A 23,796-nucleotide genomic window follows, 5' to 3' on the forward strand; every position below is an offset into this window, starting at 1 on the left:
TCCGTCACCTGCCGGGGGTCGTGGTCGGAGTCGGCGTCGAGGTCGGCACGGCCGGCGTTGCCGAGGGCGTCGCCGAGGGGGTGGCCGCCGTGGCCGGGGAGGTGGTGGGCGCCGGTGGGTGCGTGATGGTCTCCGGCGGGCGCAGCACCAGCGGGATCTGTACGGCGGGCTCCCGGGCGGCGGCGGCCGAGGGGACGCCCTTGACGGTGCCGTCGCGGTTCAGGAAGGCGGGGTCGCCGCCGGGGACCATGCCCAGCTCGCGTGCGCGGCGCTGGAGGGCGTCGGGGGCGGAGTAGGAGTCGATGTCCCGCTGGAGGGCCTGTTCCTCGTCCGTGAGGTTCTTGGTGTCCCTCTGGAGGTCGTCCAGCTTGAACGAGCCTTCGCTGAGAGCCGAGTTCAGCACCAGGAGCCCGATCAGACCGCCGCCGAGGAGGAGGACGACGAGGAGGACGAAGGGCGTGCGGGCCGCCGCCTGGCCGCGGCCCGTGGTGCCCGGGAAGAGCCGCGCGAGCCGCGCGGCCCGCCCCCTCAGTTCGGGTTTCCTGCTCACTCGATGGCCTCCCTGATGCGCTCGGCGCCGCGCAGGCGGGCCGGCGCTGCCCGCCGGTTGTCGGCGACCTCTTCCTCGGTGGGAAGTTCGGCACCACGCGTGAGCAGCTTGAGCCTGGGCTGGTACTGCTCCGGGACGACCGGCAGTCCGGGCGGCGCCGTGGTGGCGGCGCCGGCCGCGAACACCTGCTTGACCAGGCGGTCCTCCAGCGAGTGGTACGACAGGACGGCGATCCGTCCGCCCACGGCGAGCGCGCCGACGGCGGCCGGGATCGCCCGTTCCAGCACGGACAGCTCGCCGTTGACCTCGATGCGCAGCGCCTGGAAGGTGCGCTTGGCCGGGTTGCCGCCGGTGCGCTTGGCGGCCTGCGGCAGCGCGTCGCGGATCAGCTCGACCAGCCGCGCGCTGTTGCTGAACGGCTCCTTGTCGCGCTCGCGCACCACGGCGGACACGATCCGCTTGGCCTGCTTCTCCTCGCCGTAGGCCCGCAGGATACGGACGAGTTCGCCCGGCGGATAGGTGTTGAGGACCTCGGCGGCGCTGATGCCGGTCGTCTGGTCCATGCGCATGTCGAGCGGGGCGTCCTGGGCGTAGGCGAAGCCGCGGTCGGCCTCGTCGAGCTGCATGGAGGAGACGCCGAGGTCGAACAGGACGCCCTGCACGCGCGCGATGCCGAGCCGGTCGAGCACCTCGGGCAGCTCGTCGTAGACGGCGTGCACGAGGGTGGCGCGGTCACCGAAGGGGGCGAGCCGCTCGCCGGACAGGCGCAGCGCCTCCTTGTCGCGGTCCAGGGCGACCAGACGGGCCTCGGGGAACTGCTCCAGCAGGGCCTCGCTGTGGCCGCCGAGGCCCAGGGTGCAGTCGACGACCACCGCTCCGGGCGCCTCCAGGGCGGGCGCCAGAAGGTCCAGGCACCGCTGGAGCATCACCGGAACATGTCGACTCTGGCTCAAGGGGCCCTCTCAGGTCCGGCGCGGCCGGCCCGCACCGCCGGGTCCCCGCCCGCGGGGAGAATTCCGGCGCTGCCGCCGGGGTCTCCTGGGGATTTCAGTCCAGCAGGGAGCGCCTCGGCTCCCGCTTCGCGTCACTTTAGTCCACGGCCTCCCGCGGTCAATCAACCGGCCTGCGCGTCACGGCCGGGCTGTCGGGCGAAGCCGCGAACCGGTATGAACCACCCGGACGGACCCCGCTCCGTCACCTGTGTGGCTTACCTCACACAGTGCACGTGATGACGCTCTTTTTCCCTCCTCACCACAGGACCGGGACGACTGTGACCAGTACCGTCGTAGATATGACGACTTCCGCATCCGCTGCCACCGCAACCGAAGGCGCCATATCCGACGGCGGTACCGTGACCGACCGCCTCGTCGAGGCGAACGAACGGTACGCCGCCGCCTTCACCGACCCCGGTATGGACGCCCGTCCCGTCCTGCACGTCGCCGTCGTGGCCTGCATGGACGCCCGCCTGGACCTGCACGCCGCGCTCGGCCTGGAGCTCGGCGACTGCCACACCATCCGCAACGCGGGCGGTGTGGTCACCGACGACGTGATCCGCTCGCTCACCATCAGCCAGCGCAAGCTCGGCACCCGCAGCATCGTCCTGATCCACCACACCGGCTGCGGCCTGGAGGCCCTCACCGAGGACTTCCGCACCGAGCTGGAACTGGAGGTCGGCCAGCGCCCCGCCTGGGCCGTGGAGTCCTTCCGGGACGTCGACCAGGACGTACGCCAGTCCATGCAGCGCGTGCGCACCTCGCCGTTCCTGCTGCACGCCGACGACGTGCGCGGTTTCGTGTTCGACGTGAAGACCGGCCTGCTGCGCGAGGTCGACCCGGCGTAAATCCCAGGCATGCTGGATGCCAAGCACGGTAAAACCCGACATATCGCGGCCAGTTGTCCACAGTCGAGTGACACGAAACGGTAACGGCAGCAAGAATGCGGGTGTGACGCCGCAGGGAACTTTTCCCGGGCGGTGTCCGTGTTCGGGGTGGGCCGGTCCGCAGTACAGCGCGACGGCCCGTGGAAAGAACGGGCCGAGGAGGGCCGGGTGACGACCTATGACGATCGAGCGAGCCTCACTGATCTGACCGCCACTGCGGAGCGTGTCCGCAGTTCGGTGGAAGGAGTGATCGAGGGCAAGCCCGAGGTCGTACGGCTTTCGCTGACCGTGCTGCTCGCCGAGGGACATCTTCTGATCGAGGATGTCCCCGGCGTGGGCAAGACGATGCTGGCCAAAACGCTGGCACGGTCCATCGACTGTTCGGTACGGCGAATCCAGTTCACCCCTGACCTGCTCCCCTCGGACATCACAGGGGTGTCCATCTGGGATCAGCAGCGCCGGGACTTCGAGTTCAAACCGGGCGCGATCTTCGCGCAGATCGTGATCGGCGACGAGATCAACCGGGCCTCGCCGAAGACGCAGTCCGCGCTCCTGGAGTCCATGGAGGAGCGCCAGGTCACCATCGACGGGACGACCTACGAGCTGCCCAGCCCCTTCATGGTGGTGGCCACCCAGAACCCGGTCGAGATGGAGGGCACCTACCCGCTGCCCGAGGCGCAGCGCGACCGCTTCATGGCCCGGGTCTCGGTGGGCTACCCCAGCGTGGAGGCCGAGCTGCAGATGCTCGACGTGCACGGTGGCGTGTCCCCGCTGGAGGACCTCCAGCCGGTGGCGCACGCGCACGACATCGTGAAGCTGATCGAGGCCGTCCGGGGTGTCCACGTGGCCGACACGGTCCGCAGGTACGCGGTGGACCTGGTCTCGGCCACGCGCACGCACCCCGACCTCAGACTCGGCGCCTCACCGCGCGCGACGCTGCATCTGTTGCGCGCGGCGAAGGCGTCCGCCGCCCTCAGCGGCCGTGAGTACGCCCTGCCGGACGACATCCAGGCGCTCGCCGTCGCCGTCCTGGCCCACCGGCTGCTGCCGACCGCCCAGGCCCAGCTCAACCGCCGCACGGCGGAGCAGGTGGTCCAGGAGATCCTCCAGCGCACCCCGGTGCCCGCGACGCCCCAGCAGCAGGGCGGCTACGGCATCGGTCACGGCTCGCCCGGATACGGCCAGCAGCCGCCACGGAGGCTGTGATGTCCACCGGGAGCACCGGGCATCCGGACGCCGAGCGCGACGAGAAGGGCGGCGTCCGTACGGCCCTCGCGGGTCTGACCACCCGCGGCCGCTCCTTCCTCGCGGCCGGTATCGCGGCCGCGATCTGCGCCTACGTCCTGGGCCAGAGCGACCTGCTGCGGGTGGGCCTGCTGCTCGCCGCGCTGCCCCTGGTCTGCGCGCTGTTCCTGTACCGCACCCGCTACCGGGTGGCCGGCAGCCGCCGGCTCTCCCCCGCGCGCGTGCCGGCCGGCAGCGAGGCCCGCGTCCATCTGCGGATGGACAACGTCTCCCGGCTGCCCACGGGCCTGCTGATGCTCCAGGACCGGGTGCCCTACGTCCTCGGCCCGCGCCCCCGCTTCGTGCTCGACCGGGTGGAGCCGGGCGGCCGCCGCGAGGTGTCCTACCGGGTCCGCTCCGACCTGCGCGGCCGCTATCCGCTGGGCCCCCTCCAGCTGCGCCTGACCGACCCGTTCGGGATGTGCGAGCTGACCCGCTCCTTCTCGACGTACGACACCCTGACGGTGATCCCGCGCGTGGAGGCGCTGCCGCCGGTGCGGCTGACCGGCGAGTCCAAGGGGTACGGCGAGGGGCGCCAGCGCTCGCTCGCCCTGGCCGGCGAGGACGACGTGATCCCGCGCGGGTACCGCTACGGCGACGACCTGCGCCGCGTCCACTGGCGGCTGACGGCTCGTTACGGCGAGCTGATGGTGCGCCGCGAGGAGCAGCCCCAGCGCTCCCGGTGCACGGTGCTGCTGGACACCCGGGGTCTCGCCTTCGAGGGCGCGGGCCCCGACTCGGCCTTCGAGTGGGCCGTCTCGGCCACCGCGTCGGTGCTGGTGCACATGCTCGAACGGGGCTTTTCCGTACGGCTGTTGACGGACACCGGCAATTCGGTGCCCGGCGAGGGCGCCGACGGGTTCGCGGGCGCCAGTCAGGAGACGGCCGACGCGGCCGGCCTGATGATGGACACGCTCGCGGTGATCGACCACTCGGACGGCACGGGCCTGTCCCGCGCCTACGACGTGCTGCGCGGTGGCAACGAGGGGCTGCTGGTGGCCTTCTTCGGCGACCTCGACGAGGAACAGGCCGCGGTGGCCGCCAAGATGCGCCAGCGCAGCGGCGGCGCGGTCGCCTTCGTCCTGGACAGCGACTCCTGGGTGCGGGAACCGACCGATGTGCCCGGGGCGTTGGACAGGAGCGGGGACCGGCTGCGGATGCTGCGGGAGGCGGGCTGGACGGCCGTGCTGGTGCCGCGGGCGGCCTCGCTGACCGAGCTGTGGCGCCAGGCGGACCGTGAGCGCACGGGCCTGACCGCCGCCGGCGGGACGATCGGTGAGGGGACGGGATCATGAGCGGACGGGCACGACTGGCGGTGTTCGCCTGGGCGGCCACGCTGCTGGCGTCCTGCGCCCTGCTGCCGCTGGTCGAGCCGGCCACCTGGATCCTCCAGGTGGCGTTCCTGCTGGCCGTGCAGACCGGCGTGGGCGCGGCGACCCGGCGGGTGCCGCTGGCCCGGCCGCTGACCGTGGCCGCGCAGGCCCTGGTCACGCTGATGATGCTGACCCTGATCTTCGCCCGGCAGCAGGCCCTCCTCGGGATCGTGCCCGGCCCGCAGGCCTTCCAGCACTTCGCCGACCTGCTGCGGCAGGGCGGCGACGACATCTCCCGGTACGCGATCCCGGCCCCGCTGGAGTCCGACGGCATCCGGCTGATGATCCTCGGCGGTGTCCTGGTGATCGGGCTCGCGGTGGACACCCTCGCGGTGACCTTCCGCAGCGCGGCCCCGGCCGGCCTGCCGCTGCTCGCGCTGTACTCGGTGGCCGCCGGCTTGTCCGAGGGCGGTGCCGACTGGCTGTGGTTCCTGGTCGCGGCGGCCGGCTATCTGATGCTGCTGCTCGCCGAGGGCAGAGACCGGCTCTCCCAGTGGGGCCGGGTCTTCGGCGCGGCGGCACGCACCCCGGGCGGCGAGCCCGGCGCGGTGGCGCCGGTCCGCGCGGGACGGCGCATCGGCGTGGTCGCGCTCGGCCTCGCCCTGGTCGTGCCCATCGCCCTGCCGTCGATGGACGGCGGTCTGCTGGACGGCGCGGGCACGGGAGTCGGCGCGGGCAACGGCAGCGGGGGCACGATCTCCGCCGTCAACCCCCTCGTCTCGCTGCGCGACAATCTGAACGTGGACGAGGACCGCCAGGTCCTGACCCTGAAGACCAACAGCGACGACCTCTCGGACATGTACCTGCGGATCGTGTCGCTGGACGACTTCGACGGCAGCACCTGGAAGCCGGCCAAGCGTCACATCACCTCCGTACCGGCCCAGTTGCCCACCCCGACCGGCCTCAGCGGCGACGTGAAGCGGGCGGAGATCGAGACCCGCGTCTCGGCCGCGGGCTGGTACCAGCAGGACTGGCTGCCGATGCCCTATCCGCCCAGCGGCGTGGACATCACGGGCAACTGGCGCTACGAGCCGGTGGGCATGACGCTCGTCGGCGACCACGGCCAGACCACCGGCGGAGAGACGTACACGGTCAAGAGCCTGGACGTGCAGCCGACGGCCGAGCAGCTCGCCGACGCGCCGGAGCCGCCCGCCGCCCTGAAGCGCCAGTACACCCAGGTGCCGGACTCGGTGCCCGGGGTGGTCGCGAGGACGGCCCGTCAGGTCACCGAGGGGGCGACGAACCACTACGAGCAGGCGGTCAAGCTCCAGGACTACTTCACCCTCGACGGCGGCTTCGAGTACGACACCCAGGTGGACGTCGGCACCGGACCGAACGCGATAGCCAAGTTCCTGAAGGACAAGCAGGGCTTCTGCGTCCACTTCTCCTTCGCGATGGCGGCGATGGCCCGCAGCCTGGGCATCCCGGCCCGGGTCGCGGTGGGCTTCGCCCCCGGAACGCCGCAGGCGGACGGTTCGGTGACGGTGGGTCTGAAGGACGCGCACGCCTGGCCCGAGCTGTACTTCGAGGGCGTGGGCTGGACCCGCTTCGAGCCGACCCCGAACCGCGGTACGACCCCCTCGTACACCCAGACGGAGGCGCCCGGCAGCTCGCTCCCCGATGTGGCACGGCCCTCGACGTCCGCGGGCGCGTCCACCTCGGCGGCGCCCTCGGCGAGCACGAGCTGCGACGCTCAGGACAAGAAGCTGGAGGCCTGCGCGGGCGCGCTCCCGCTGGACACATCGACGCCGGGCGACGCCGGCCCGCCCTGGTACGAGATCGTGAGCTGGACGCTGCTCGGCCTGTTGGCGGTCGTGGCACCGCTGCTGCCCATGCTGTGGCGGCTGAGAAGGCGCCAGGTGCGGCTGGCCTCGGCCCAGCACGCCTCGTCCGGCCCGGGGCTGCCCCGGGGCCGGCGCAAGGCGGGAGCCGGGGGCACGGCCACCGCCGACGGTGTCACCGTGGCGGTCCTGCCGGACGAGATCGTGCCCGAGTACTCCGCCGAGGCGGCCGCCGGGCATGTCCTGGCCGTCTGGCGCGAGCTCACGGACACCGCCTGGGACTACGGGATCGAGCCGGACGACGCGCTGACCCCGCGCAAGGCGGCCGCGCGGATCGTGCGGCTGGGGCAGCTGGAGCCGGAGCCGGCCGAGTCGGTGCACCGGGTGGCGCACGCCGTGGAGCAGGTGCTGTTCGCACCGCAGCCGCGGGCCGTGCCCGGCCTGGCCGACGATGTGCGCAAGCTGCGGGTGGCCCTGCGGTCCCGGGCGAGCCGGCGCACCCGGCTGCGTGCGGTCGTGGCGCCCCGTTCGGCCGTCCGGGCGCTCTGGGACGCCTCGGACCGCTGGACGGCTCTCAAGGCCCGCTGGGCCGAACGGTGGGCGACCGCGCTGCGACGCCCGTCCGGACAACAGCAGGGCGGCTGAGCCGTCCGTGTGAGCGAGACGGCCCGAGAGGCCCGATACGGCCCCGGCTGCACGGAGGACCCCCTCCGGAGGCCGGGGCCGTCTGCTGCTGTCGGCAGCCCTGGGCCGCGGGCAGCGTCACAGGTGTCGGCAGCGGTCTGCCGGTAACCGCCGCATGCCTCCGGCCGTGCCGTGCGCCTCCAGCTGCGTCCGGCGTCAGGGCGTGCGTGAGGGGGTGACCACCCGTCCGGTGGTCACCCCCTCAACCGCGTGGTGAAGAGCGGCTCGTAGAGCTATTGGCCCTGCTGTTCGTCGCGGCGCCGTTGCCAGCGCTGCTCGATCCTGTCCATCATCGAGCGCTTCTGCCGTCCCTGACGGCGCGCCTGCGGGGCACCGGCGGGCTGCTCACCTGGCTTGGGGGCCTTGCGCCAGCCGGTCACGGCGAGTACCGCACAGCCCAGCATGACGAGGAATCCCACCACGCTGAGCCAGACCTGCTTGGCGACCATTCCAGCCATGAGGAGCGCGATACCCACGAGGAAGCCCGCGACCGCCTGGTAGACCCGTCGCCGGGTGTACGTGCGCAGCCCGCTTCCCTCAAGCGCTGTCGCGAACTTGGGATCTTCGGCGTACAGCGCTCGCTCCATCTGCTCGAGCATTCGCTGCTCGTGCTCCGAGAGCGGCACGGAGTCCTCCTCATCGTGCAGTCGCCGGGGCGACTCGGGGGGTCCCTTCAGGATAGGCAGGGAATCGCCCCCGTGAAACCCGCCCCTCTGCGCCAATTGGCCAACCGGAATCCGCCATGAGCGTCCCGGTCCGCTGAATCTTCCATTCCCCAGCGGCCGACCCGTCATGCCGGGTGGTCTCCCTCGATCATACGGCGACGAGCGCCCGATCGGGGGGCCTGTGGCGTACTCCATGTGCAGTCAAGTACCTGATCAGCGGCGCGGCACAGGAGGCCGCTCAGACCTCGCCAGCCCCTCGCGTCTCACCGAGCACGTGAAGCTGGGTGGCGACCGAGTGGAAGGCGGGGAGCTCGGCCGCCGCCTCCTCCAGCTTGAGCAGCGCCTCCAGGGCGCCGGGCTCGGTGTCCACGAGCACGCCGGGGACCAGATCGGCGAAGACCCGGACGCCGTGCACGGCACCGACCGTGAGGCCCGCGCCCTCGACCAGCGCGGTGAGCTGCTCGGCCGTGAAGCGGTGCGGAACGGGGTCACCCGTGCCCCAGCGGCCGTTCGGGTCGGTGAGGGCCTGGCGGGCCTCGTTGAAGTGGCCGGCGAGGGCGCGCGCGAGCACGGCTCCGCCGAGTCCGGCGGCGAGCAGGCTGAGGACGCCCTCGGAGCGGAGGGCGGCCACCACGTTGCGGACGCCCTCGGCCGGGTCGTCCACGTACTCCAGGACGCCGTGGCACAGCACCGCGTCGTAGCCACCGCGCTCGACCACCTCGAAGAGCCCGTGGGCGTCGCCCTGGACGCCCTGGACACGGTCGGCGACACCGGCCTCGGCGGCGCGGCGCTCCAGCGCGAACAGGGCGTTGGGGCTGGGGTCGACGACGGTGACGCGGTGGCCGAGGCGGGCGACGGGCACCGCGAAGTTGCCGCTGCCGCCGCCGGTGTCGAGGACGTCCAGCGCCTCCCGGCCGGTGGCCTTGACCTGCCGGTCGAGGGCGTCCTGGAGGACCTCCCACACCACGGCGGTACGGAGGGAGGCGCGCGGACGGGAGGGCTCGGAGCGCGGCGGCGTCGTTTGCGGGCGGTCGTGGGAGACGGGCGGGCGCATCGGGTCCGACACGGCAGTTGACTCCTCGGCGCGGCACCGCCTCTTGCGCGGCGGAGCGAACGGAACGCCTCCCCTGCCGGGGCATGCGGGAGGCTTCAGGCGCCCTCCACCCTATTGCCTCCCATGCCTGCCCCGGTCACCCGACGGCGTCCCCGGACGACCCGTCTCACGAGCCGGACCTGGGGGCATCGAGGCCCGGCCTCATCCCGCGTCCGGGTAGTCGCGTTCGCGGTTCACGTCCGAAGTCGCCTCCTGGTGATCGGTGTCCTGGCGTGGCTGTGGGAGGACCGGCTGGAGGACGAGCATGCGCTCGACCAGACGGAGGAACATCGCCACGTCGCGTATCAGGTCGTCGGCGTCGCGGCGGCTGGCCGCGCCCTGGATGCCGGCCTCGGCGCGGGCGCGGCGCGTGGCGCCGGAGGCGAACAGGGCGCTCCACTCGGAGAGTTCGGGCACGATCTCGGGGAGCACTTCCCAGGCGCTCCGTATGCGGGCCCGCCGTCGGGAGGTCGGCTCGGGGCGCCCGCGGGCGGCGAGCACCGCGGCGGCGGTGCGCAGGGCGGCGAGATGGGCCGTGGCGTAACGCTCGTTGGACGTTTCCAGGACGGCGGCCTCGTCGAGTCCGGCGCGGGCCTGGGCGAGCAGGTCGAGGGCGGCAGGTGGGGCCGTGGTCCGGCGCAGTACGGGGTGCACATCGCTCGCCGGTCCGGTCAGTGAGGGGGCAGGGCCGGTGGCGCGACGCCGACGGGCGGCGGCTGCGTGGTAGCTGGCCATGACGAACCTCCTGTCGTCTGCGTGACGGCTGTGTGGCCGTATGTGTCCATCGTGCGGTATGCCACTGACAATCCGATCTGACCTGCGCTTTTGCTTCGATCTAAGGTTCGGGATAGTTTTTGCACTGACCAGTCAGTTCAAAAACGGTACGGCAATACGGATGGGGACGGGTGCAGGGAATGGGGGAAACCGTGACCGGTGTCGGCGTCACGGCCCGGGGTCTCGGGCTGAAGGGCCCGCGCGGCTGGGCCTTCCGTGGTGTCTCGCTCGACGCGGAGCCGGGCTCGCTGATCGCGATCGAGGGACCGTCCGGCTCCGGCCGTACGTGTCTGCTGCTCGCGCTCACCGGGCGGATGAGGCCTACGGAGGGTTCGGCGACCGTGGGCGAGTGGCGGCTGCCGAAGCAGTTGGCGGCCGTGCGACACGTCAGCGGGCTCGCCCATGTCCCCGGCGTCACCGACCTCGACCCGGCGCTGACCGTCGGCGAGCACCTGCTCGAACGGGCGCTGCTGCAACGGCGGTTCGGCGACTCCCTGCGCGGGCTGCTGCGCCCCAGGGCCGAGCGGGCGACGGAGACGCGGCTGCGGATCGACAGCGCCTTGGCCACCGCCGGGCTGGACCCGGAGGCCCTGCCCAAGGGCTCCCGGACTGCCGTACGGGATCTGGAGCGGCTGGAGGCGCTGCGGCTGTCCGTGGCCCTCGCCCTGGTCGGCCGGCCCCGGCTGCTCGGCGTCGACGACACCGACCTCAAGCTCACGGACGCCGAACGGGCCGAGATCTGGGCGCTGTTGAGGTCGATCGCCGCGTCCGGCACGACCGTCCTGGCCGTGTGCGGCGAGGCCCCCGAAGGCACCGTCATGGTGTCCACGCACGCGTTCCCGAAGTCGTCCCCGAAGACATCCACGAAGGAGGAGCAGGCCGATGCGCTCGCCGAGACTCGCCGCCCTTGAGCTGCGCCGCTTCGGCCGGGGCAAGCTGCCCCGCGCCGCCCTGGTCGCGCTCCTGGTGCTGCCGTTGCTGTACGGCGCCCTGTACCTGTGGTCGTTCTGGGACCCGTACGGCCGGCTCGACCGCATCCCCGTGGCCCTGGTGAACGACGACAAGGGGGCGAGCGCCGACGGGAAGAAGGTCTCGGCGGGCGCCGACATCACCGAGGGGCTGCGCGAGAGCGACGTCTTCGACTGGCACGAGGTGAGCGCCGACGAGGCACGCGCGGGCCTGGAGGACGGGACGTACTACCTGTCGCTGACCATGCCGGCCGACCTCAGCCGGCGGATCGCCTCCAGCGCGGGCGACTCCCCCGAGACGGGCGCGCTCCAGGTGCGTACGAACGACGCGAACAACTACATCGTCGGGCAGATCTCGCGGACGGTCTTCGGCGAGGTGCGTCAGGCCGCGTCCACCAAGGCGTCACGGTCCTTCCTGGACAAGATCTTCATCTCGTTCTCCGACATCCACGGCCAGACCGTGAAGGCGGCCGACGGCGCCGCCCAGCTCAACGGTGGCATCGGGAAGGCGGAGAAAGGCTCGCAGGACCTCGCCGACGGGCTGAAGGACGCCAAGGACGGCAGCGGCAAGCTGTCCAAGGGGCTGAAGAAGCTCGACCAGGGCGCCGGTGACCTGGCGGACGGCTCCGCGCGCGTGGCGGACGGTACGCAGACGCTCGCCGACAAGGTCAACGGGGTCGACGCGAAGGTGGGGCCCTTCCTCAAGGACAACGAGAAGACCATCGGGGACACCGCTCAGCTGGTCGCCGACTCCTCGAAGGCCGTCCGCGCGAACCTCGGCACCCTGGTGAAGGCGGCCCCCATCGCCGCCAAGGGCGCCCACACGGCCGCCGACACGCTGAGCGACGTCTACAAGGCACGCTGCGTGAACCCCGTACTCCCGGACCCGGCCTGTTCCGACCTGAAGAAGGCCAAGGACGCCGCCGCCCAGGTGGCCACGGTCGCCGACGACCTGAACACGCTGATCGGCGACCAGGACGGCGACCTGAAGAAGCTCGACAAGAACCTCGCCACCCTTCAGGAGCAGGCCCAGGCGCTCGCCGACCGGGCGCCGCACCTCTCCGAGGATCTGGCCGGCGCCGTCGCCAAGATCAACAAGCTCAACGAGGGCGCGGGGAAGGTCGCCGCGGGCGCGGAGAAACTGAACAAGGGGCTCGGTACGGCCAGTTCGGGTGCGACGGACCTGGACGCGGGCGTCGGCAAGCTCAAGACGGGTGCCGAGGATCTCAACGGCGGTATGTACAAGCTCGTCGACGGCTCCGGGAAGCTCGCCGGCGGGCTGCACGACGGCGCCGGGCAGATCCCCGACTACGACCAGCAGGACCGCGACGCGCGCACCGACGTGATGGCCGACCCGGTCCAGCTGGTCTCCAAGGACATGCACAAGGCGCCCAACTACGGCACCGGTTTCGCCCCGTACTTCATCCCGCTGTCCCTGTGGGTGGGCGCGATGGTGGCCTACATGCTGATCGCGCCGATGAACCGGCGCGCGCTGGCCGCGGGTGCTTCGGCGTGGCGGATCGCGCTGGCGGGCTGGCTGCCGGTGGTGGCGATCGGGGTGCTCCAGACGGTGGCCCTGATGTCCGTGCTGCACTGGGCGATCGGCCTGGAGATGGCCCGCGCGGCCGGGACCGTGGGCTTCCTGTTCCTGGTCACGGCGTGCTTCGCGGCGCTCGTGCAGTGGCTGAACGCGCGCTTCGGCGCGGCCGGCCGGATCCTCGTACTCGCCCTCCTGATGCTGCAGTTGACGTCCGCGGGCGGCACCTACCCCGTGCAGACCAGTCCGGACTTCTTCAACGCGATCCACCCCTTCCTGCCGATGAGTTACATCGTCGAGGCCCTCAGGAGGCTCATCACGGGCGGGGGCCTGGGACCGGTGTGGCACGCGTGCGTGGTGCTCATCGCCTTCACCGCGGGCGCCCTCGCGCTGACCGCGCTGTCGGCCCGCCGCCGCCAGGTGTGGACCCTCGACCGTCTGCACCCGGAGCTGAGCCTGTGAGAATCGGGACCATGGAAAGCAGCAGCATCCCGTCGGGCGGCAGCACCCGCCGCGAGGCCACCCGACAGAAGCTCTACGAGGCGGCCGTCACGCTCATCGCCGAGCAGGGCTTCTCCGCCACCACGGTGGACGAGATCGCCGAGCGTGCCGGGGTCGCCAAGGGCACGGTCTACTACAACTTCGCCAGCAAGTCGGTCCTCTTCGAGGAGCTGCTGCGACACGGCGTCGGCCTGCTCACCGCCTCCCTGCGCGAGGCCGCCGAGCAGACGGCCCGGGACGGCGGCAGCAAGGTGGACGCCCTGGACGCGATGATCCGCGCGGGACTCGGCTTCATCGCCCGCTACCCGGCCTTCACCCAGCTGTACGTGGCGGAGCTGTGGCGCACCAACCGGACCTGGCAGTCCACGCTCATGGTGGTGCGTCAGCAGGTCAACACCGTCGTCGAGGACGTGCTGCGCGACGGCGTGGCGGGCGGCGAGTTCAGCGACGAGATCGACATCCGGCTGACCGCGGCCGCGCTGGTCGGCATGGTCCTGGTGGTCGCCCTGGACTGGCAGTCCTTCCAGCCGGAACGCTCCCTGGACGACGTCCACGCGGCGATGTCCCGACTGCTCCAGGGACGCGTCAGCGGCCACCCGGGCTGACCCCCGACACACGAAAGCGCCGGTCCGCCGTGGCCGCGTCCCCCGCGGGCCACCTCGAACCGGCGCCTTCTCGTGCTCCCCCGTGTTTCCCGTTCCCCCTGTTGGGACCCCGTTCCGGTCGTTCCCCCGGGTTCCCCCGTGCCTCGCTCCCGCCGACAGTGCCGGCGGAAGGAGCGGATCGTGGGCGGCTCCGTTCCGGCGCCCCGTGTCGCCGGTGCCGGAGCCGATCCCCTTTCCGTGTCTCCACTCTCTCGTTCACGCAGGTCGGGCCCCATCCGCGCGCGTACTCAACTCACTCACTAGGTACGCATACTCAGCCATCCGCACTCAGCCCCAGGACGACGGTTCGCCGACTGGTTACGATCGCCTCCGTGTCCGTACTTCCCCTGGTCTTCACCAGCGGCTGGGCCAGCGGCATCAACGCCTACGCGGTGGTGCTGCTGCTCGGCGTGTTCGGTGCGACCGGACTGACCGACGACGTGCCCGAGGCGATGCAGCGCCCCGAGGTCCTCGTCATCGCCGGCGTGCTGTTCCTGATCGAGGCCGTCGCCGACAAGATCCCCTACCTCGACTCGGCCTGGGACTCGGTGCACACCGTGGTCCGGCCGGTCGCCGGTGCCTGGGTGGGCGCGCTGCTCGCCGGGCAGAGCGGGTCGATGAACGATGTGGTGGCGGGCCTGGTCGGCGGTTCGACGGCGCTGGCCAGCCACACGGTCAAGGCCGGGACGCGGATGGCGATCAACACCTCGCCGGAGCCGTTCAGCAACGTGATCGTGAGCCTGGCCGAGGATCTCGGGGTCGGCGGGCTCGTCACGTTCGCGATGTTCCATCCGCAGGCGGCGGCGATCATCGCGGCCGTGCTGCTGGTGGCCGGACTGACGGTGCTGATCTTCCTGATCTCCCGGATCCGCCGCTACCTGCGCCGCCGGGCCCAACGGCGGGAGGAACGCAGACTCGTCTCACGGGTGGACCGGCCGCCCGACTGACGGTGGACCGGCCGCCCGACCGACAGAGGGCCGGCCGCCGGACCGACGGCCCGTGCCGGGATTGTCAGCGGCGGTCGATAAAGTCGCCGGCATGGGACGGATCACGGTGATCGGCGCCGGAATGGGCGCGCTGGCGGCCGCCGCCCGGCTGGCCGTCGCGGGCCACCGGGTGGCGGTGTACGAGCGTGGGGAGACGTACGGCGGAGCGCTGGGCCGCGTCGAGCGGGACGGCTTCGCCTTCGACACCGGTCCCGGTCTGCTGCCGTTGCCCGCGGTCTGGCGCGATCTGTTCGTGAAGACCGGCAAGGAGCCGCTGGAGGCGTGCGTCGAGCTGGTCCAGGTCGACCCGTCCGCGCGGCACCTCTTCGCGGACGGCACCGAGGTCACGCTGCCGAACGCCTCGCGCGCGGGAGCGGTCACCGCCCTGGACGAGGCGCTCGGTGCGGGCGCGGGCGACCGCTGGGGCGACTTCCTGGTGCGGGCCCGCGAGGCCTGGGACCGCACCCGCCGGCCCCTCCTGGAGGAGCCCCTGTGGTCCGACTGGCCGGTGCTGGCCGAGCGCGAGCCCTACCCGTCGGTCCCGCACAAGCGGCTGCTGCGCACCCGGCGGGCTGCCACCCTCGCCGAGATCGGCGCCTGGGAGCTGCGCGACCCCCGGCTGACCGCCCTGCTGGAGAGCCACGCGCTCGCGTACGGCCTGGATCCGCGGGTCGCCCCGGCGAGCGCGGCCGTCCTGCCGTACCTGGACCACGCCTTCGGCACCTGGTACGTCCGGGGCGGGCTGCGGGAGTTGGCGCGCGCGGTGTACGAGCGGTGCCTGGCCCGCCGGGTCGAGTTCCACTTCGGCACCGAGGTCACCGGGATCCTGGAGAAGGACGGCCGGGCGGCGGGGATCGAGCTGGCGGACGGCTCGGTGGCGGAGGCCGACTTCGTGGTCGCCGGGGTCGCGCCCGACGTGCTGGACCGGGTGCGGGGTACGGCGGTTCGGGGTGACGGCGAGGTCCCGCCGCAGCGCGGGCTGCCGAGCCGTCTCTCGGTCCTGCTGGCGCTGCGGGGCGGGCGACCGGAGGGGACCGCGCATCGGACCGTCGTGCACGCGGAGGACCGCGAGCGGGAGCTCGGCCAGCTGTTCGGCGCGGTCACCAACACCGGCACGTCGTCCGGGCCGGCCACCAGACCCACGGTCACCGTCCTGCGCCCCGACGATCCTGGGCTGGTCCCCGACGCCGAGCACGAGGCGATCACGCTCACGGCAGCGGTGCCGGCCCAACTCGACGCCGCGCAGGCGGAGTTCGAGGGGTACGAGCAGCACGCCCAGCACCTGATCGACGTCGCCGAGCGGGCCGTACCGGAGCTGCGGGAGCGCCTGCTGTGGCATGAGGTCCGCACCCCCGCTCACCTGGCGGAGGCGACCGGCGTGGCAGGTGGAGGCGTACCCGCGCCCGCGCTGGCCGCGGCCGGCGGCGCGTTGCTGCACCCGGCCAACACCACCGCCCTGCCCGGTCTGTTCACCGTCGGCGGCTGGTCGCATCCGGGCGGCGGGCTCGCGCACGCGGGCATGTCGGGCGCGCTGGTGGCCGGACTGATCGTGGAGGGACCGGAGTTCCGGGGCTCCCAGTGAGTTCCGCGCTCGGCCGACGACAGCAGAAACCGCCGTGACTCTCAGTGAGTTACGGCGGTCGTGGCCGAGAGGTCAGAAACGGTACTGCTGCTCGTCGTACCCGTGTTGCTGCTGGCCCTGACCCTGGCCGTCGTGCTGGCCCTGGCCGTTGTCCTGGTAGCCGTACCCCTGCTCCGGCGGGAGTTCGCCGCCGTAGGACTCGTCGGTGCGCTGCTGCGGGACCCACACGCCGTTGCCCGGGGTGTCCGTGCCGTAGCCGGTGTTGCCGTACTGGTCCTGGCTGTAGCCCTGCTGCTGGCCGTACTGGTCGTAGCCGGCGTCGTAGTTGCCGCCGTAGGCCTGGGTGCCGATGTACGGGTCGGAGTAGGCGGCGTACTGCTGCTGCCCGGTGGTGTCGTAGCCGTACTGCTGCTGGTCATAACCGGAGTAGTCGTACGCGTAGTTCTGCTCGGCGCCCTGGGCGGCCGTCGCGTACTGGTCCTGGCCGGGGTACGCGCCGGACTGGTCGCTGTTGTTGGCGGCGGCGTACGCGGCGTCGCTGTACACGCCGTACGAACCGGTGTCGTCGGGCAGCGGCTGCGGTTCGTAGACCGCGGTCGACTCGGCGGCCGTGGGCTGTGCGGAGCGGGCGGGGGCGAAGACGTCGTCGCGGTCGAAGTCGTCGGCGTCCTGGCGGTAGGCCGCCCGGTCGTCGGCGTAACCGCCGTCGCCGTAGCCGCCCTCGGCCGACTGGAGGTCGGCGGCCTCCAGGTTCGGGTCCAGGTCGGGCTCGCCGCGGCGGCGCTTGGAGTCGTCACCGGCGCCCGGTCGGCTGACCGCCCAGCCGGAGGCGAAGCCGCGGCGGAACGACAGCGTGACGTAGGTCTGCCCGACCGCGAACGCGGCGGCACCCAGTCCGATGACGATCACCGAGGGGATCAGCACCCCGAGCACGACGCCGAGGAAGCCGACGAAGGCGAGCAGTCGCCAGCGCAACCGTGCCTTGTACTGCAGCAGCACCTCGCCCAGCAGCCATAGCGCGACGATGCCGAACGCGATGTAGAGGACCGTCCAGCCCATGTACGCCCCTCTCCCAGTGGCCGCTACGCAGTGTGTCGTATGTCCGTGCGGCCGGTCTAGGCCCGCGGGGGGTGGTGCAGGCCCAGGTTTTCGTAGATTTCCAGGGACGCCGTGGAGTTGTTGAGCGTGATGAAGTGCAGTCCTGGCACGCCTTCGTCCAGCAACCGCGCGCAGAACTCCGTGGCGAATTCGATCCCAATGGAGCGTACAGCGGCCGGATCGTCTTTTGCTGTGAGGATCCGCTCTTTCAGGACGGAGGGGATCGCCGCGTTGCTGAGCTGCGGAAGTCGTTCGAGCATCCGCACGCTGGTGACCGGCATCACCTCGGGGATGACGGGGGTCGCGCAGCCTGCGGCGGCGACGCGGTCGCGCAGACGCAGGTACGACTCCGGTTCGAAGAACATCTGCGTGATGGCGTAGTCGGCGCCAGCCCGGCACTTGTCGACGAAGTGCTCGACATCACTGTCCCAGTCGGCGGAACGCGGGTGCATCTCCGGGAAGGCGGCGACGCCGACGCAGAAGTCGCCGGACTCCTTGATGAGCCGCACCAGTTCGGCGGCGTAGGTCAGACCCCGCGGGTGCGGCACCCAGTCGGCCATCGGATCGCCGGGCGGATCGCCGCGCACAGCGAGGATGTTGCGGATCCCCGCGTCGGCGTACTGGCCGATGATGTTGCGCAGTTCGGCGACGGAGTGGTTGACCGCGGTGAGGTGGGCGACCGGGGTCAGCGTGGTGTCGGCCTCGATCTGCTGGGTCTCCTTGACGGTGCCCGCGCGGGTGGAGCCGCCGGCGCCGTACGTCACGGAGACGAAGTCCGGGGCGACCGCCTCGACCCTCCGCAGCGCGCCCCACAGGTTCCGCTCCCCCTTGGGGGTCTTCGGCGCCGAGAACTCGAACGAGTACGTCGTCTTGCCGGACGCCAGGATGTCGCGCACGGTGGGTGCGTGGTCCGTCCTGGTGGATGCGGTTCCGAGAGCCATACCCGCAGGTTAACCAGGGGGCGGCGGTCACCCAACCGGATGCCGGATATTTGCCCGGATTGTCTGCCTGTTGTCCACCCATCGGACAACCGAACGGACAGCCGGGCGGGCACGTCGGATGGGCGAGTCGGGTGGGCGATCGGGCAACAGCCGGGGTCTCGCCGTCCCCCACGGACCGTCCGCCCGGTCACCCGCCCGCCGTCACGCCCCCCGCAGCCGCTTCGCGAACTCCGCCGCCGCTGCCCCGGGATCGTCGGCCTCCGTGATCGCCCGCACCACGACCACCCGGCGGGCGCCCGCAGCCAGCACCTCGTCGAGGTTGCCGAGGTCGATGCCGCCGATGGCGAACCACGGGCGGTCGGTGCCGAGGGCGGCGGTGTGCCGGACCAGGTCGAGGCCCGGAGCGTGCCGGCCGGGCTTGGTGGGGGTCGGCCAGCAGGGGCCGGTGCAGAAGTAGTCGACGCCCTCCTGGACGGCGGCGGCCTCGGCCTCCGCATCCGCGTGTGTGGAGCGGCCTATGAGGAAGTCGTCCCCGAGGATCGCGCGGGCCGCGGGGACCGGGAGGTCGCCCTGGCCGAGGTGGAGGACGTCGGCGCCGGCGGCACGGGCGACGTCGGCGCGGTCGTTCACCGCGAGGAGCCTGCCGTGCCGGGCGCAGGCCTCGGCGAAGACCGCGAGGTGCTCCAGCTCCTCGGCCGCCTCCATGCCCTTGTCGCGCAGCTGCACGATGTCCACACCGCCCGCCAGCGCGGCATCGAGGAACTCCGGCAGATCGCCCTGGCGCTTGCGGGCGTCCGTGCAGAGGTAGACACGGGCGTCGGCGAGTTCGGCGCGTGCGGTGTCGGACATGTGCGGGTCCCTCCGGGGGTTCGGCGGCATGCGGGGCGGAGCGGCGACCGTCGGACGAGGTCGCCGCTCCGCCCCGAGGCCGCTGTCGGCCACGGCCGTGGCCCCTTGCCCGCCCCGGCCCGTCGATCAGTACTGCCCGTCAGACGGCGAGCGCCTGGGCGCGGCGCTTCACCTCCGTACCGCGGTTCTCGCTCAGGGCCTGCGCGGGCGTACCCGGCAGGCTCGGGTCGGGCGTGAAGAGCCACTCCAGCATCTCTTCGTCCGTGAAGCCGTCGTCCCGCAGCAGCGTCAAGGTCCCGGTCAGGCCCTTGACGACCTTCTGCTCGGCCTCGTCGATGAAGGCGGCGGGGACGTGCAGCGCGCGGTTCTCACCACGGCGTACGGCGATGAGCTGGCCGTCCTTGACCAGCTGCCGCACACGCGTCACCTCGACGCCGAACTGCTCGGCGATGTCGGGGAGCGTGAGCCACGCGGGGACGAGAGCATCGATCTTTGCGTCAATCTCGGTCACGACGACAAGCCTGCCATCCCGGACTGACAGTCGGAAGCCAGGCGCCTCCCACCTGCGGTTTTCCAACGGCCTCGGGCCGGCCCGGCTCCAGAACGGCGCGGCTCCGGACCGGCACGACCTCCACGACCTCGGACCGACACGGTCTCAGACCAGCGCGGCCTTCAACGGGCGCCCCGCGTCCGCGAGCAGCTCCGGGTCCATGACGGCCCCCGCCTCGATCAGCCGCCGCCCCTGCGCCAGGTCCCGCGGCCGGCCCACCGCGAGCAGGGCGACCAGGCGGTTCTCGCGCAGCCAGCACACCGACCAGGCGGGTCCTGACGGGTCGCCGCGCCACAGCAGCGTGTCGGCCGACGGGTGGTGGCCGGCGTACTGCACGAAGCGGCCGAACTGCTCCGACCAGAAGTACGGGACGGGGTCGTAGACCACGGGCGCCTCGCCCACGATGTTCGCGGCGACCGTGCGCGGGCCCTGGAGGGCGTTGTCCCAGTGGTGGACCAGCAGGCGCTCGCCGTACCGCCCCGAGGGGAAGGACGCGCAGTCGCCGACCGCGTAGACGTCCGGTGTCGAGGTGCGCAGCCGGTCGTCGGCGAGGATCTCGCGGTGGGCGCCGAGGGCGATGCCGGAGCCGGTGAGCCAGCCGGTGGCGGGGCGGGCGCCGATGCCGACGACGACCGCGCCGGCGGGCAGCCGGGAGCCGTCGGAGAGGACCACTTCGCCGGGCTCGACGCGCTCCACGCGTGCGTGCGTACGCAGCGTGACGCCCGCGTCGGCGTACCAGGCGGCCATCGGCGCGGCGACCTCGGCGGGCAGCGCGCCCGCGAGCGGCCGGTCGGCGGCCTCGACGACGGTCACCGCGCAGCCCGCCTCGCGCGCGGCGGTGGCGAACTCCGCGCCGATCCAGCCCGCGCCGACGACCACGATGTCGTGCTGCCGGGCGAGCACCGGGCGCAGCCGCTCGGCGTCGTCCAGGGTGCGCAGCAGATGCACGCCGGGCACGCCGTCGGTGCCGGGCAGCCGGATCGGTTCGGCGCCGGTGGCCAGGACCAGGACGTCGTACGGGACCGGGCCGGCCTCGGTGTCGAGTTCCCGGTCGGCGGGGCGGACGCCCAGCACCTCGCGGCCCAGGCGCAGTTCGATGCCGAGCGCCTCGAAGTCGACGTCGAAGGCGGAGCCCTCGGCCTTGCCCAGCAGGACGGCCTTGGACAGCGGTGGCCGGTCGTAGGGCTGATGGGGTTCGGCGCCGAGGAGGGTGACATCGCCGGTGAAGCCCTGTTCCCTGAGGGCGACCGCGGTCTGCACCCCGGCCATGCCCGCGCCGACGACGACCACGCGCCGCTTCGGTGCCGTGTTCTCGTCCCGCGTCTGCTCGCTCACCTGATCACCATAGACACCTGACAAATCGTCAGTCAGTGGTCGTGTTCAGTGACCTGCTCCACAACGCTCGTCCCGGTGCCGGCCGCCGACTCCCATTCCCAGGTCTCCTCAAGGCGCACGCGCCCGTCCGGCAGCTCCACGACGGTCGACACGCAGTGCCCCGAGGCCGTCGTCCCGTCGGTCCTCAACTGCACATACCGGAAGTCCAGCCGGTCACCTGCCCGAGTGCCCACGAGGTGTCCGCGCGCGACGTCGCCGCCCGCGTACTCGGCCCAGATCTCGCCGTCCTTCTCGTGGTAGGCGAACCGGGTGCGGGTACCCACCTGACCTGCGGCCTGGTCGGCGACGGGGGCGAGGACGAGGCCGTCCAGCGAGCGGGCCATGGCGGAAGGCTCCCTTACAGAGGCGCGGAATCAAGGGCTAGGCTGGCCAACGTACAAGCACTCGCGGGAGCCCGGACGCACCGGGCTGAGAGGGAGGCTGGCGGCCTCCGACCGTACGAACCTGATCCGGGTCATGCCGGCGAAGGGAGGGGCTGGACGCCCATGTCGTCACGTACGTCAGACGTCCTCGTCATCGGGGGCGGAATCATCGGCCTGGTCACGGCGTGGCGGGCCGCGCAGCGCGGCTTCGCGACGGCCGTCGTGGATCCCGAACCGGGCGGCGGGGCCGCCCAGGTGGCCGCCGGCATGCTGGCCGCCGTCACGGAGCTGCACTACGGCGAGCAGACCCTGCTCGGCCTGAACCTCGCCTCGGCGCGCCGCTACCCCGACTTCGCCGCCGAGCTGACCGACCTCACCGGCCAGGACCTCGGCTACCGCCGCTGTGGCACGCTCGCCGTCGCGCTGGACGCCGACGACCGCGCCCACCTGCGCGAACTGCACGCACTGCAACGGCAGTCGGGCCTGGAGTCGGAGTGGCTGTCCGGGCGGGACTGCCGGCGCCTGGAGCCGATGCTCGCGCCGGGCGTGCGCGGCGGTCTCCGCGTCGACGGCGACCACCAGATCGACCCGCGCCGCCTGGCACGCGCGCTGGTGACTGCCTGCGAGCGGGCCGGGGTGACCTTCCACCGCACCTGGACCGAGCGCCTCCGGGTCGTCCGGGACCGGGCCGCCGGGGTCACCACCGCGGACGGCACCGAACTGGACGCGGACCAGGTCGTGCTGGCCGCCGGCAGCCTCAGCGGGCGGCTCGCGGGGGTGCCGGACGAGGTGCTGCCGCCGGTGCGGCCGGTGAAGGGCCAGGTGCTGCGGCTCACCGTGCCGCAGCGCTACGCGCCCTTCCTGAGCCGTACCGTCCGCGCGATGGTCCGCGGCAGCCAGGTCTACCTGGTGCCGCGCGAGAACGGCGAGCTGGTCGTCGGCGCCACCAGCGAGGAGCTGGGCTGGGACACCACGGTCACCGCGGGCGGGGTGTACGAGCTGCTGCGGGACGCGCACGAGCTGGTCCCCGGCATCACCGAGCTGCCGCTGACGGAGACCCGCGCGGGGCTGCGCCCCGGCTCCCCCGACAACGCCCCGCTGCTCGGCCCGACCGCCCTTGCCGGGCTGCTGCTGGCCACCGGGCACTACCGCAACGGCGTGCTGCTGACCCCGGTCACCGGCGACGCCCTGGCGCACGCCCTCGCCACCGGTGAACTCCCGGACGAGGCCCGCCCCTTCACCCCGAAGCGTTTCGCGCTCCTGGAGCAGCCCGTATGAACATCTCCGTCAACGGGGAGCCCCGGGAGTTCGCTCCCGGCACGGCTCTCGACACCGTCGTACGCGCCCTCACCCCGGCCCCTTCGGGAGTGGCCGCCGCCCTGAACGAAACCGTCGTCCCGCGCGGGCAGTGGTCCTCGACGTCCCTCGCCGAGGGGGACCGCGTCGAGGTCCTCACCGCCGTCCAAGGAGGCTGACCCATGGCCGACGACCCCTTCGTCATCGGCGGTACGTCCTTCACGTCCCGCCTGATCATGGGCACCGGTGGCGCCCCGAGCCTGGACGTCCTGGAGCGGTCGCTGGTGGCGTCCGGGACGGAGCTGACGACGGTCGCGATGCGCCGTGTGGACCCCTCGGTGCACGGTTCGGTGCTGTCCGTCCTGGACCGGCTCGGCATCCGGGTGCTGCCCAACACGGCCGGCTGCTTCACCGCCGGCGAGGCCGTCCTCACCGCCCGCCTCGCGCGCGAGGCGCTCGGCACCGACCTGGTCAAACTCGAGGTCATCGCCGACGAGCGCACTCTGCTGCCCGACCCGATCGAGCTGCTCGACGCGGCCGAGACCCTGGTCGACGACGGCTTCACGGTGCTGCCCTACACGAACGACGACCCGGTGCTCGCCCGCAAGCTGGAGGACGTCGGCTGCGCGGCGGTCATGCCGCTCGGCTCGCCCATCGGCTCCGGGCTCGGCATCCGCAACCCGCACAACTTTCAGCTGATCGTCGAGCACGCGCGCGTGCCGGTGATCCTGGACGCGGGCGCCGGCACCGCCTCGGATGCGGCGCTCGCGATGGAGCTGGGGTGCGCGGGTGTGATGCTCGCCTCGGCGGTGACGCGGGCGCAGGAGCCGCAGCTGATGGCCGAGGCGATGCGGCACGCGGTGGAGGCGGGGCGGCTGGCCCGGCTCGCGGGGCGCATTCCCCGGCGGCATTTCGCGGACGCCTCGTCCCCCACGGAGGGGCTTGCGCGGCTGGATCCGGAGCGGCCCGCGTTCTGAACGCACGTTCGACCATGGCCGGAATTC

Annotated in this window: 23 protein-coding genes and 1 riboswitch; of the genes, 12 read left to right on the plus strand and 11 right to left on the minus strand. The window is 72.5% G+C overall.

The features are described from left to right. Positions 1-4: 4 nt before the first annotated feature. Complete coding sequence (locus ACIP6U_RS38565) at positions 5-550, minus strand: septum formation initiator family protein (protein WP_401727373.1); 546 nt, start codon at positions 548-550, stop codon at positions 5-7. Further along, positions 547-1,503 (minus strand): 16S rRNA (cytosine(1402)-N(4))-methyltransferase RsmH, encoded by a 957-nt coding sequence (gene rsmH, locus ACIP6U_RS38570; protein ID WP_401727374.1) that lies wholly within the window; start codon positions 1,501-1,503, stop codon positions 547-549. Before rsmH ends, ACIP6U_RS38565 begins: the two co-directional genes overlap by 4 nt. A 338-nt stretch (positions 1,504-1,841) precedes the next feature. Here rsmH and ACIP6U_RS38575 point away from each other — a divergent pair, with 338 nt between their 5' ends. The 4 genes from ACIP6U_RS38575 (at position 1,842) to ACIP6U_RS38590 (ending at position 7,512) form a co-directional block, all read left to right on the plus strand. Further along, positions 1,842-2,390, plus strand: coding sequence for a beta-class carbonic anhydrase (locus ACIP6U_RS38575; RefSeq protein ID WP_401727375.1), 549 nt, complete (start codon positions 1,842-1,844; stop codon positions 2,388-2,390). A 207-nt stretch (positions 2,391-2,597) separates the two neighbouring features. Then, positions 2,598-3,635: an AAA family ATPase gene (locus ACIP6U_RS38580; RefSeq protein ID WP_401727376.1), complete on the plus strand. Its 1,038-nt coding sequence runs from the start codon at positions 2,598-2,600 to the stop codon at positions 3,633-3,635. Continuing rightward, a complete protein-coding gene (locus ACIP6U_RS38585) occupies positions 3,635-5,008 on the plus strand; it encodes a DUF58 domain-containing protein (RefSeq protein WP_401727377.1) in 1,374 nt (457 codons plus the stop codon). Before ACIP6U_RS38580 ends, ACIP6U_RS38585 begins: the two co-directional genes overlap by 1 nt. Next, positions 5,005-7,512, plus strand: coding sequence for a DUF3488 and DUF4129 domain-containing transglutaminase family protein (locus tag ACIP6U_RS38590; RefSeq protein WP_401727378.1), 2,508 nt, complete (start codon positions 5,005-5,007; stop codon positions 7,510-7,512). Before ACIP6U_RS38585 ends, ACIP6U_RS38590 begins: the two co-directional genes overlap by 4 nt. Positions 7,513-7,784: 272 nt before the next feature. Here ACIP6U_RS38590 and ACIP6U_RS38595 read toward each other — a convergent pair whose 3' ends face one another. The 3 genes from ACIP6U_RS38595 to ACIP6U_RS38605 all read right to left on the minus strand — a co-directional run bounded on the left by ACIP6U_RS38595 (position 7,785) and on the right by ACIP6U_RS38605 (position 10,044). Next, complete coding sequence (locus ACIP6U_RS38595) at positions 7,785-8,177, minus strand: DUF3040 domain-containing protein (protein WP_401727379.1); 393 nt, start codon at positions 8,175-8,177, stop codon at positions 7,785-7,787. A 277-nt stretch (positions 8,178-8,454) separates the two neighbouring features. Beyond that, positions 8,455-9,282: a methyltransferase gene (locus ACIP6U_RS38600; protein WP_401727380.1), complete on the minus strand. Its 828-nt coding sequence runs from the start codon at positions 9,280-9,282 to the stop codon at positions 8,455-8,457. A 189-nt stretch (positions 9,283-9,471) separates the two neighbouring features. After that, positions 9,472-10,044 carry an SAV_6107 family HEPN domain-containing protein gene (locus ACIP6U_RS38605; RefSeq protein WP_401727381.1) on the minus strand — a complete coding sequence of 191 codons (573 nt, stop codon included), beginning with the start codon at positions 10,042-10,044 and terminating at the stop codon, positions 9,472-9,474. A 179-nt stretch (positions 10,045-10,223) separates the two neighbouring features. Between ACIP6U_RS38605 and ACIP6U_RS38610 the strand changes: the two genes are divergently transcribed. From ACIP6U_RS38610 to ACIP6U_RS38630, 5 genes are all read left to right on the plus strand, one after another. Next, on the plus strand, positions 10,224-10,994 hold the full coding sequence (locus ACIP6U_RS38610; RefSeq protein ID WP_401727382.1) for an ATP-binding cassette domain-containing protein: 771 nt from the start codon (positions 10,224-10,226) through the stop codon (positions 10,992-10,994). Continuing rightward, positions 10,966-13,050: a YhgE/Pip family protein gene (locus tag ACIP6U_RS38615; protein WP_401727383.1), complete on the plus strand. Its 2,085-nt coding sequence runs from the start codon at positions 10,966-10,968 to the stop codon at positions 13,048-13,050. The genes ACIP6U_RS38610 and ACIP6U_RS38615 overlap by 29 nt, the downstream gene beginning before the upstream one ends. Before the next feature lie 11 nt (positions 13,051-13,061). After that, entirely contained in the window at positions 13,062-13,694 is a 633-nt protein-coding gene (locus ACIP6U_RS38620; protein ID WP_401727384.1) for a TetR/AcrR family transcriptional regulator, read from the plus strand. Between the two features lie 371 nt (positions 13,695-14,065). Continuing rightward, a complete protein-coding gene (locus ACIP6U_RS38625) occupies positions 14,066-14,680 on the plus strand; it encodes a DUF4126 domain-containing protein (protein ID WP_401727385.1) in 615 nt (204 codons plus the stop codon). A 91-nt stretch (positions 14,681-14,771) separates the two neighbouring features. Then, complete coding sequence (locus ACIP6U_RS38630) at positions 14,772-16,301, plus strand: phytoene desaturase family protein (RefSeq protein WP_401727386.1); 1,530 nt, start codon at positions 14,772-14,774, stop codon at positions 16,299-16,301. Positions 16,302-16,373: 72 nt separating this feature from the next. Here ACIP6U_RS38630 and ACIP6U_RS38635 read toward each other — a convergent pair whose 3' ends face one another. The 6 genes from ACIP6U_RS38635 to ACIP6U_RS38660 form a co-directional block, all read right to left on the minus strand. Further along, positions 16,374-17,360 carry a hypothetical protein gene (locus ACIP6U_RS38635; RefSeq protein WP_401727387.1) on the minus strand — a complete coding sequence of 329 codons (987 nt, stop codon included), beginning with the start codon at positions 17,358-17,360 and terminating at the stop codon, positions 16,374-16,376. A 56-nt stretch (positions 17,361-17,416) separates the two neighbouring features. Then, on the minus strand, positions 17,417-18,340 hold the full coding sequence (metF, locus tag ACIP6U_RS38640) for a methylenetetrahydrofolate reductase [NAD(P)H] (RefSeq protein ID WP_401727388.1): 924 nt from the start codon (positions 18,338-18,340) through the stop codon (positions 17,417-17,419). 201 nt (positions 18,341-18,541) lie between these two features. Further along, complete coding sequence (gene thiE, locus ACIP6U_RS38645) at positions 18,542-19,189, minus strand: thiamine phosphate synthase (protein WP_401727389.1); 648 nt, start codon at positions 19,187-19,189, stop codon at positions 18,542-18,544. 139 nt (positions 19,190-19,328) lie between these two features. Continuing rightward, the gene (locus ACIP6U_RS38650) at positions 19,329-19,700 is read right to left on the minus strand and encodes an Rv2175c family DNA-binding protein (protein WP_401727390.1); all 372 of its coding nucleotides are present in this window, start codon (positions 19,698-19,700) and stop codon (positions 19,329-19,331) included. Between the two features lie 144 nt (positions 19,701-19,844). After that, the gene (locus tag ACIP6U_RS38655; protein ID WP_401727391.1) at positions 19,845-21,074 is read right to left on the minus strand and encodes an NAD(P)/FAD-dependent oxidoreductase; all 1,230 of its coding nucleotides are present in this window, start codon (positions 21,072-21,074) and stop codon (positions 19,845-19,847) included. A gap of 32 nt (positions 21,075-21,106) precedes the next feature. Then, positions 21,107-21,457: a hypothetical protein gene (locus ACIP6U_RS38660; protein ID WP_401727392.1), complete on the minus strand. Its 351-nt coding sequence runs from the start codon at positions 21,455-21,457 to the stop codon at positions 21,107-21,109. A gap of 53 nt (positions 21,458-21,510) precedes the next feature. Then, a riboswitch (TPP riboswitch) is annotated at positions 21,511-21,622 on the plus strand. Here ACIP6U_RS38660 and thiO point away from each other — a divergent pair. The 3 genes from thiO (at position 21,620) to ACIP6U_RS38675 (ending at position 23,769) form a co-directional block, all read left to right on the plus strand. Beyond that, a complete protein-coding gene (gene thiO / locus ACIP6U_RS38665; RefSeq protein ID WP_401727393.1) occupies positions 21,620-22,774 on the plus strand; it encodes a glycine oxidase ThiO in 1,155 nt (384 codons plus the stop codon). It overlaps the preceding riboswitch by 3 nt. Further along, positions 22,771-22,971, plus strand: coding sequence for a sulfur carrier protein ThiS (thiS, locus tag ACIP6U_RS38670; protein ID WP_401727394.1), 201 nt, complete (start codon positions 22,771-22,773; stop codon positions 22,969-22,971). Before thiO ends, thiS begins: the two co-directional genes overlap by 4 nt. A 3-nt stretch (positions 22,972-22,974) precedes the next feature. After that, positions 22,975-23,769, plus strand: coding sequence for a thiazole synthase (locus tag ACIP6U_RS38675; RefSeq protein WP_124004243.1), 795 nt, complete (start codon positions 22,975-22,977; stop codon positions 23,767-23,769). The last annotated feature ends 27 nt before the right edge of the window (positions 23,770-23,796 follow it).

It is taken from the genome of Streptomyces sp. NPDC088794 (assembly GCF_044750545.1).
In the GTDB taxonomy this organism is placed as follows: domain Bacteria; phylum Actinomycetota; class Actinomycetes; order Streptomycetales; family Streptomycetaceae; genus Streptomyces.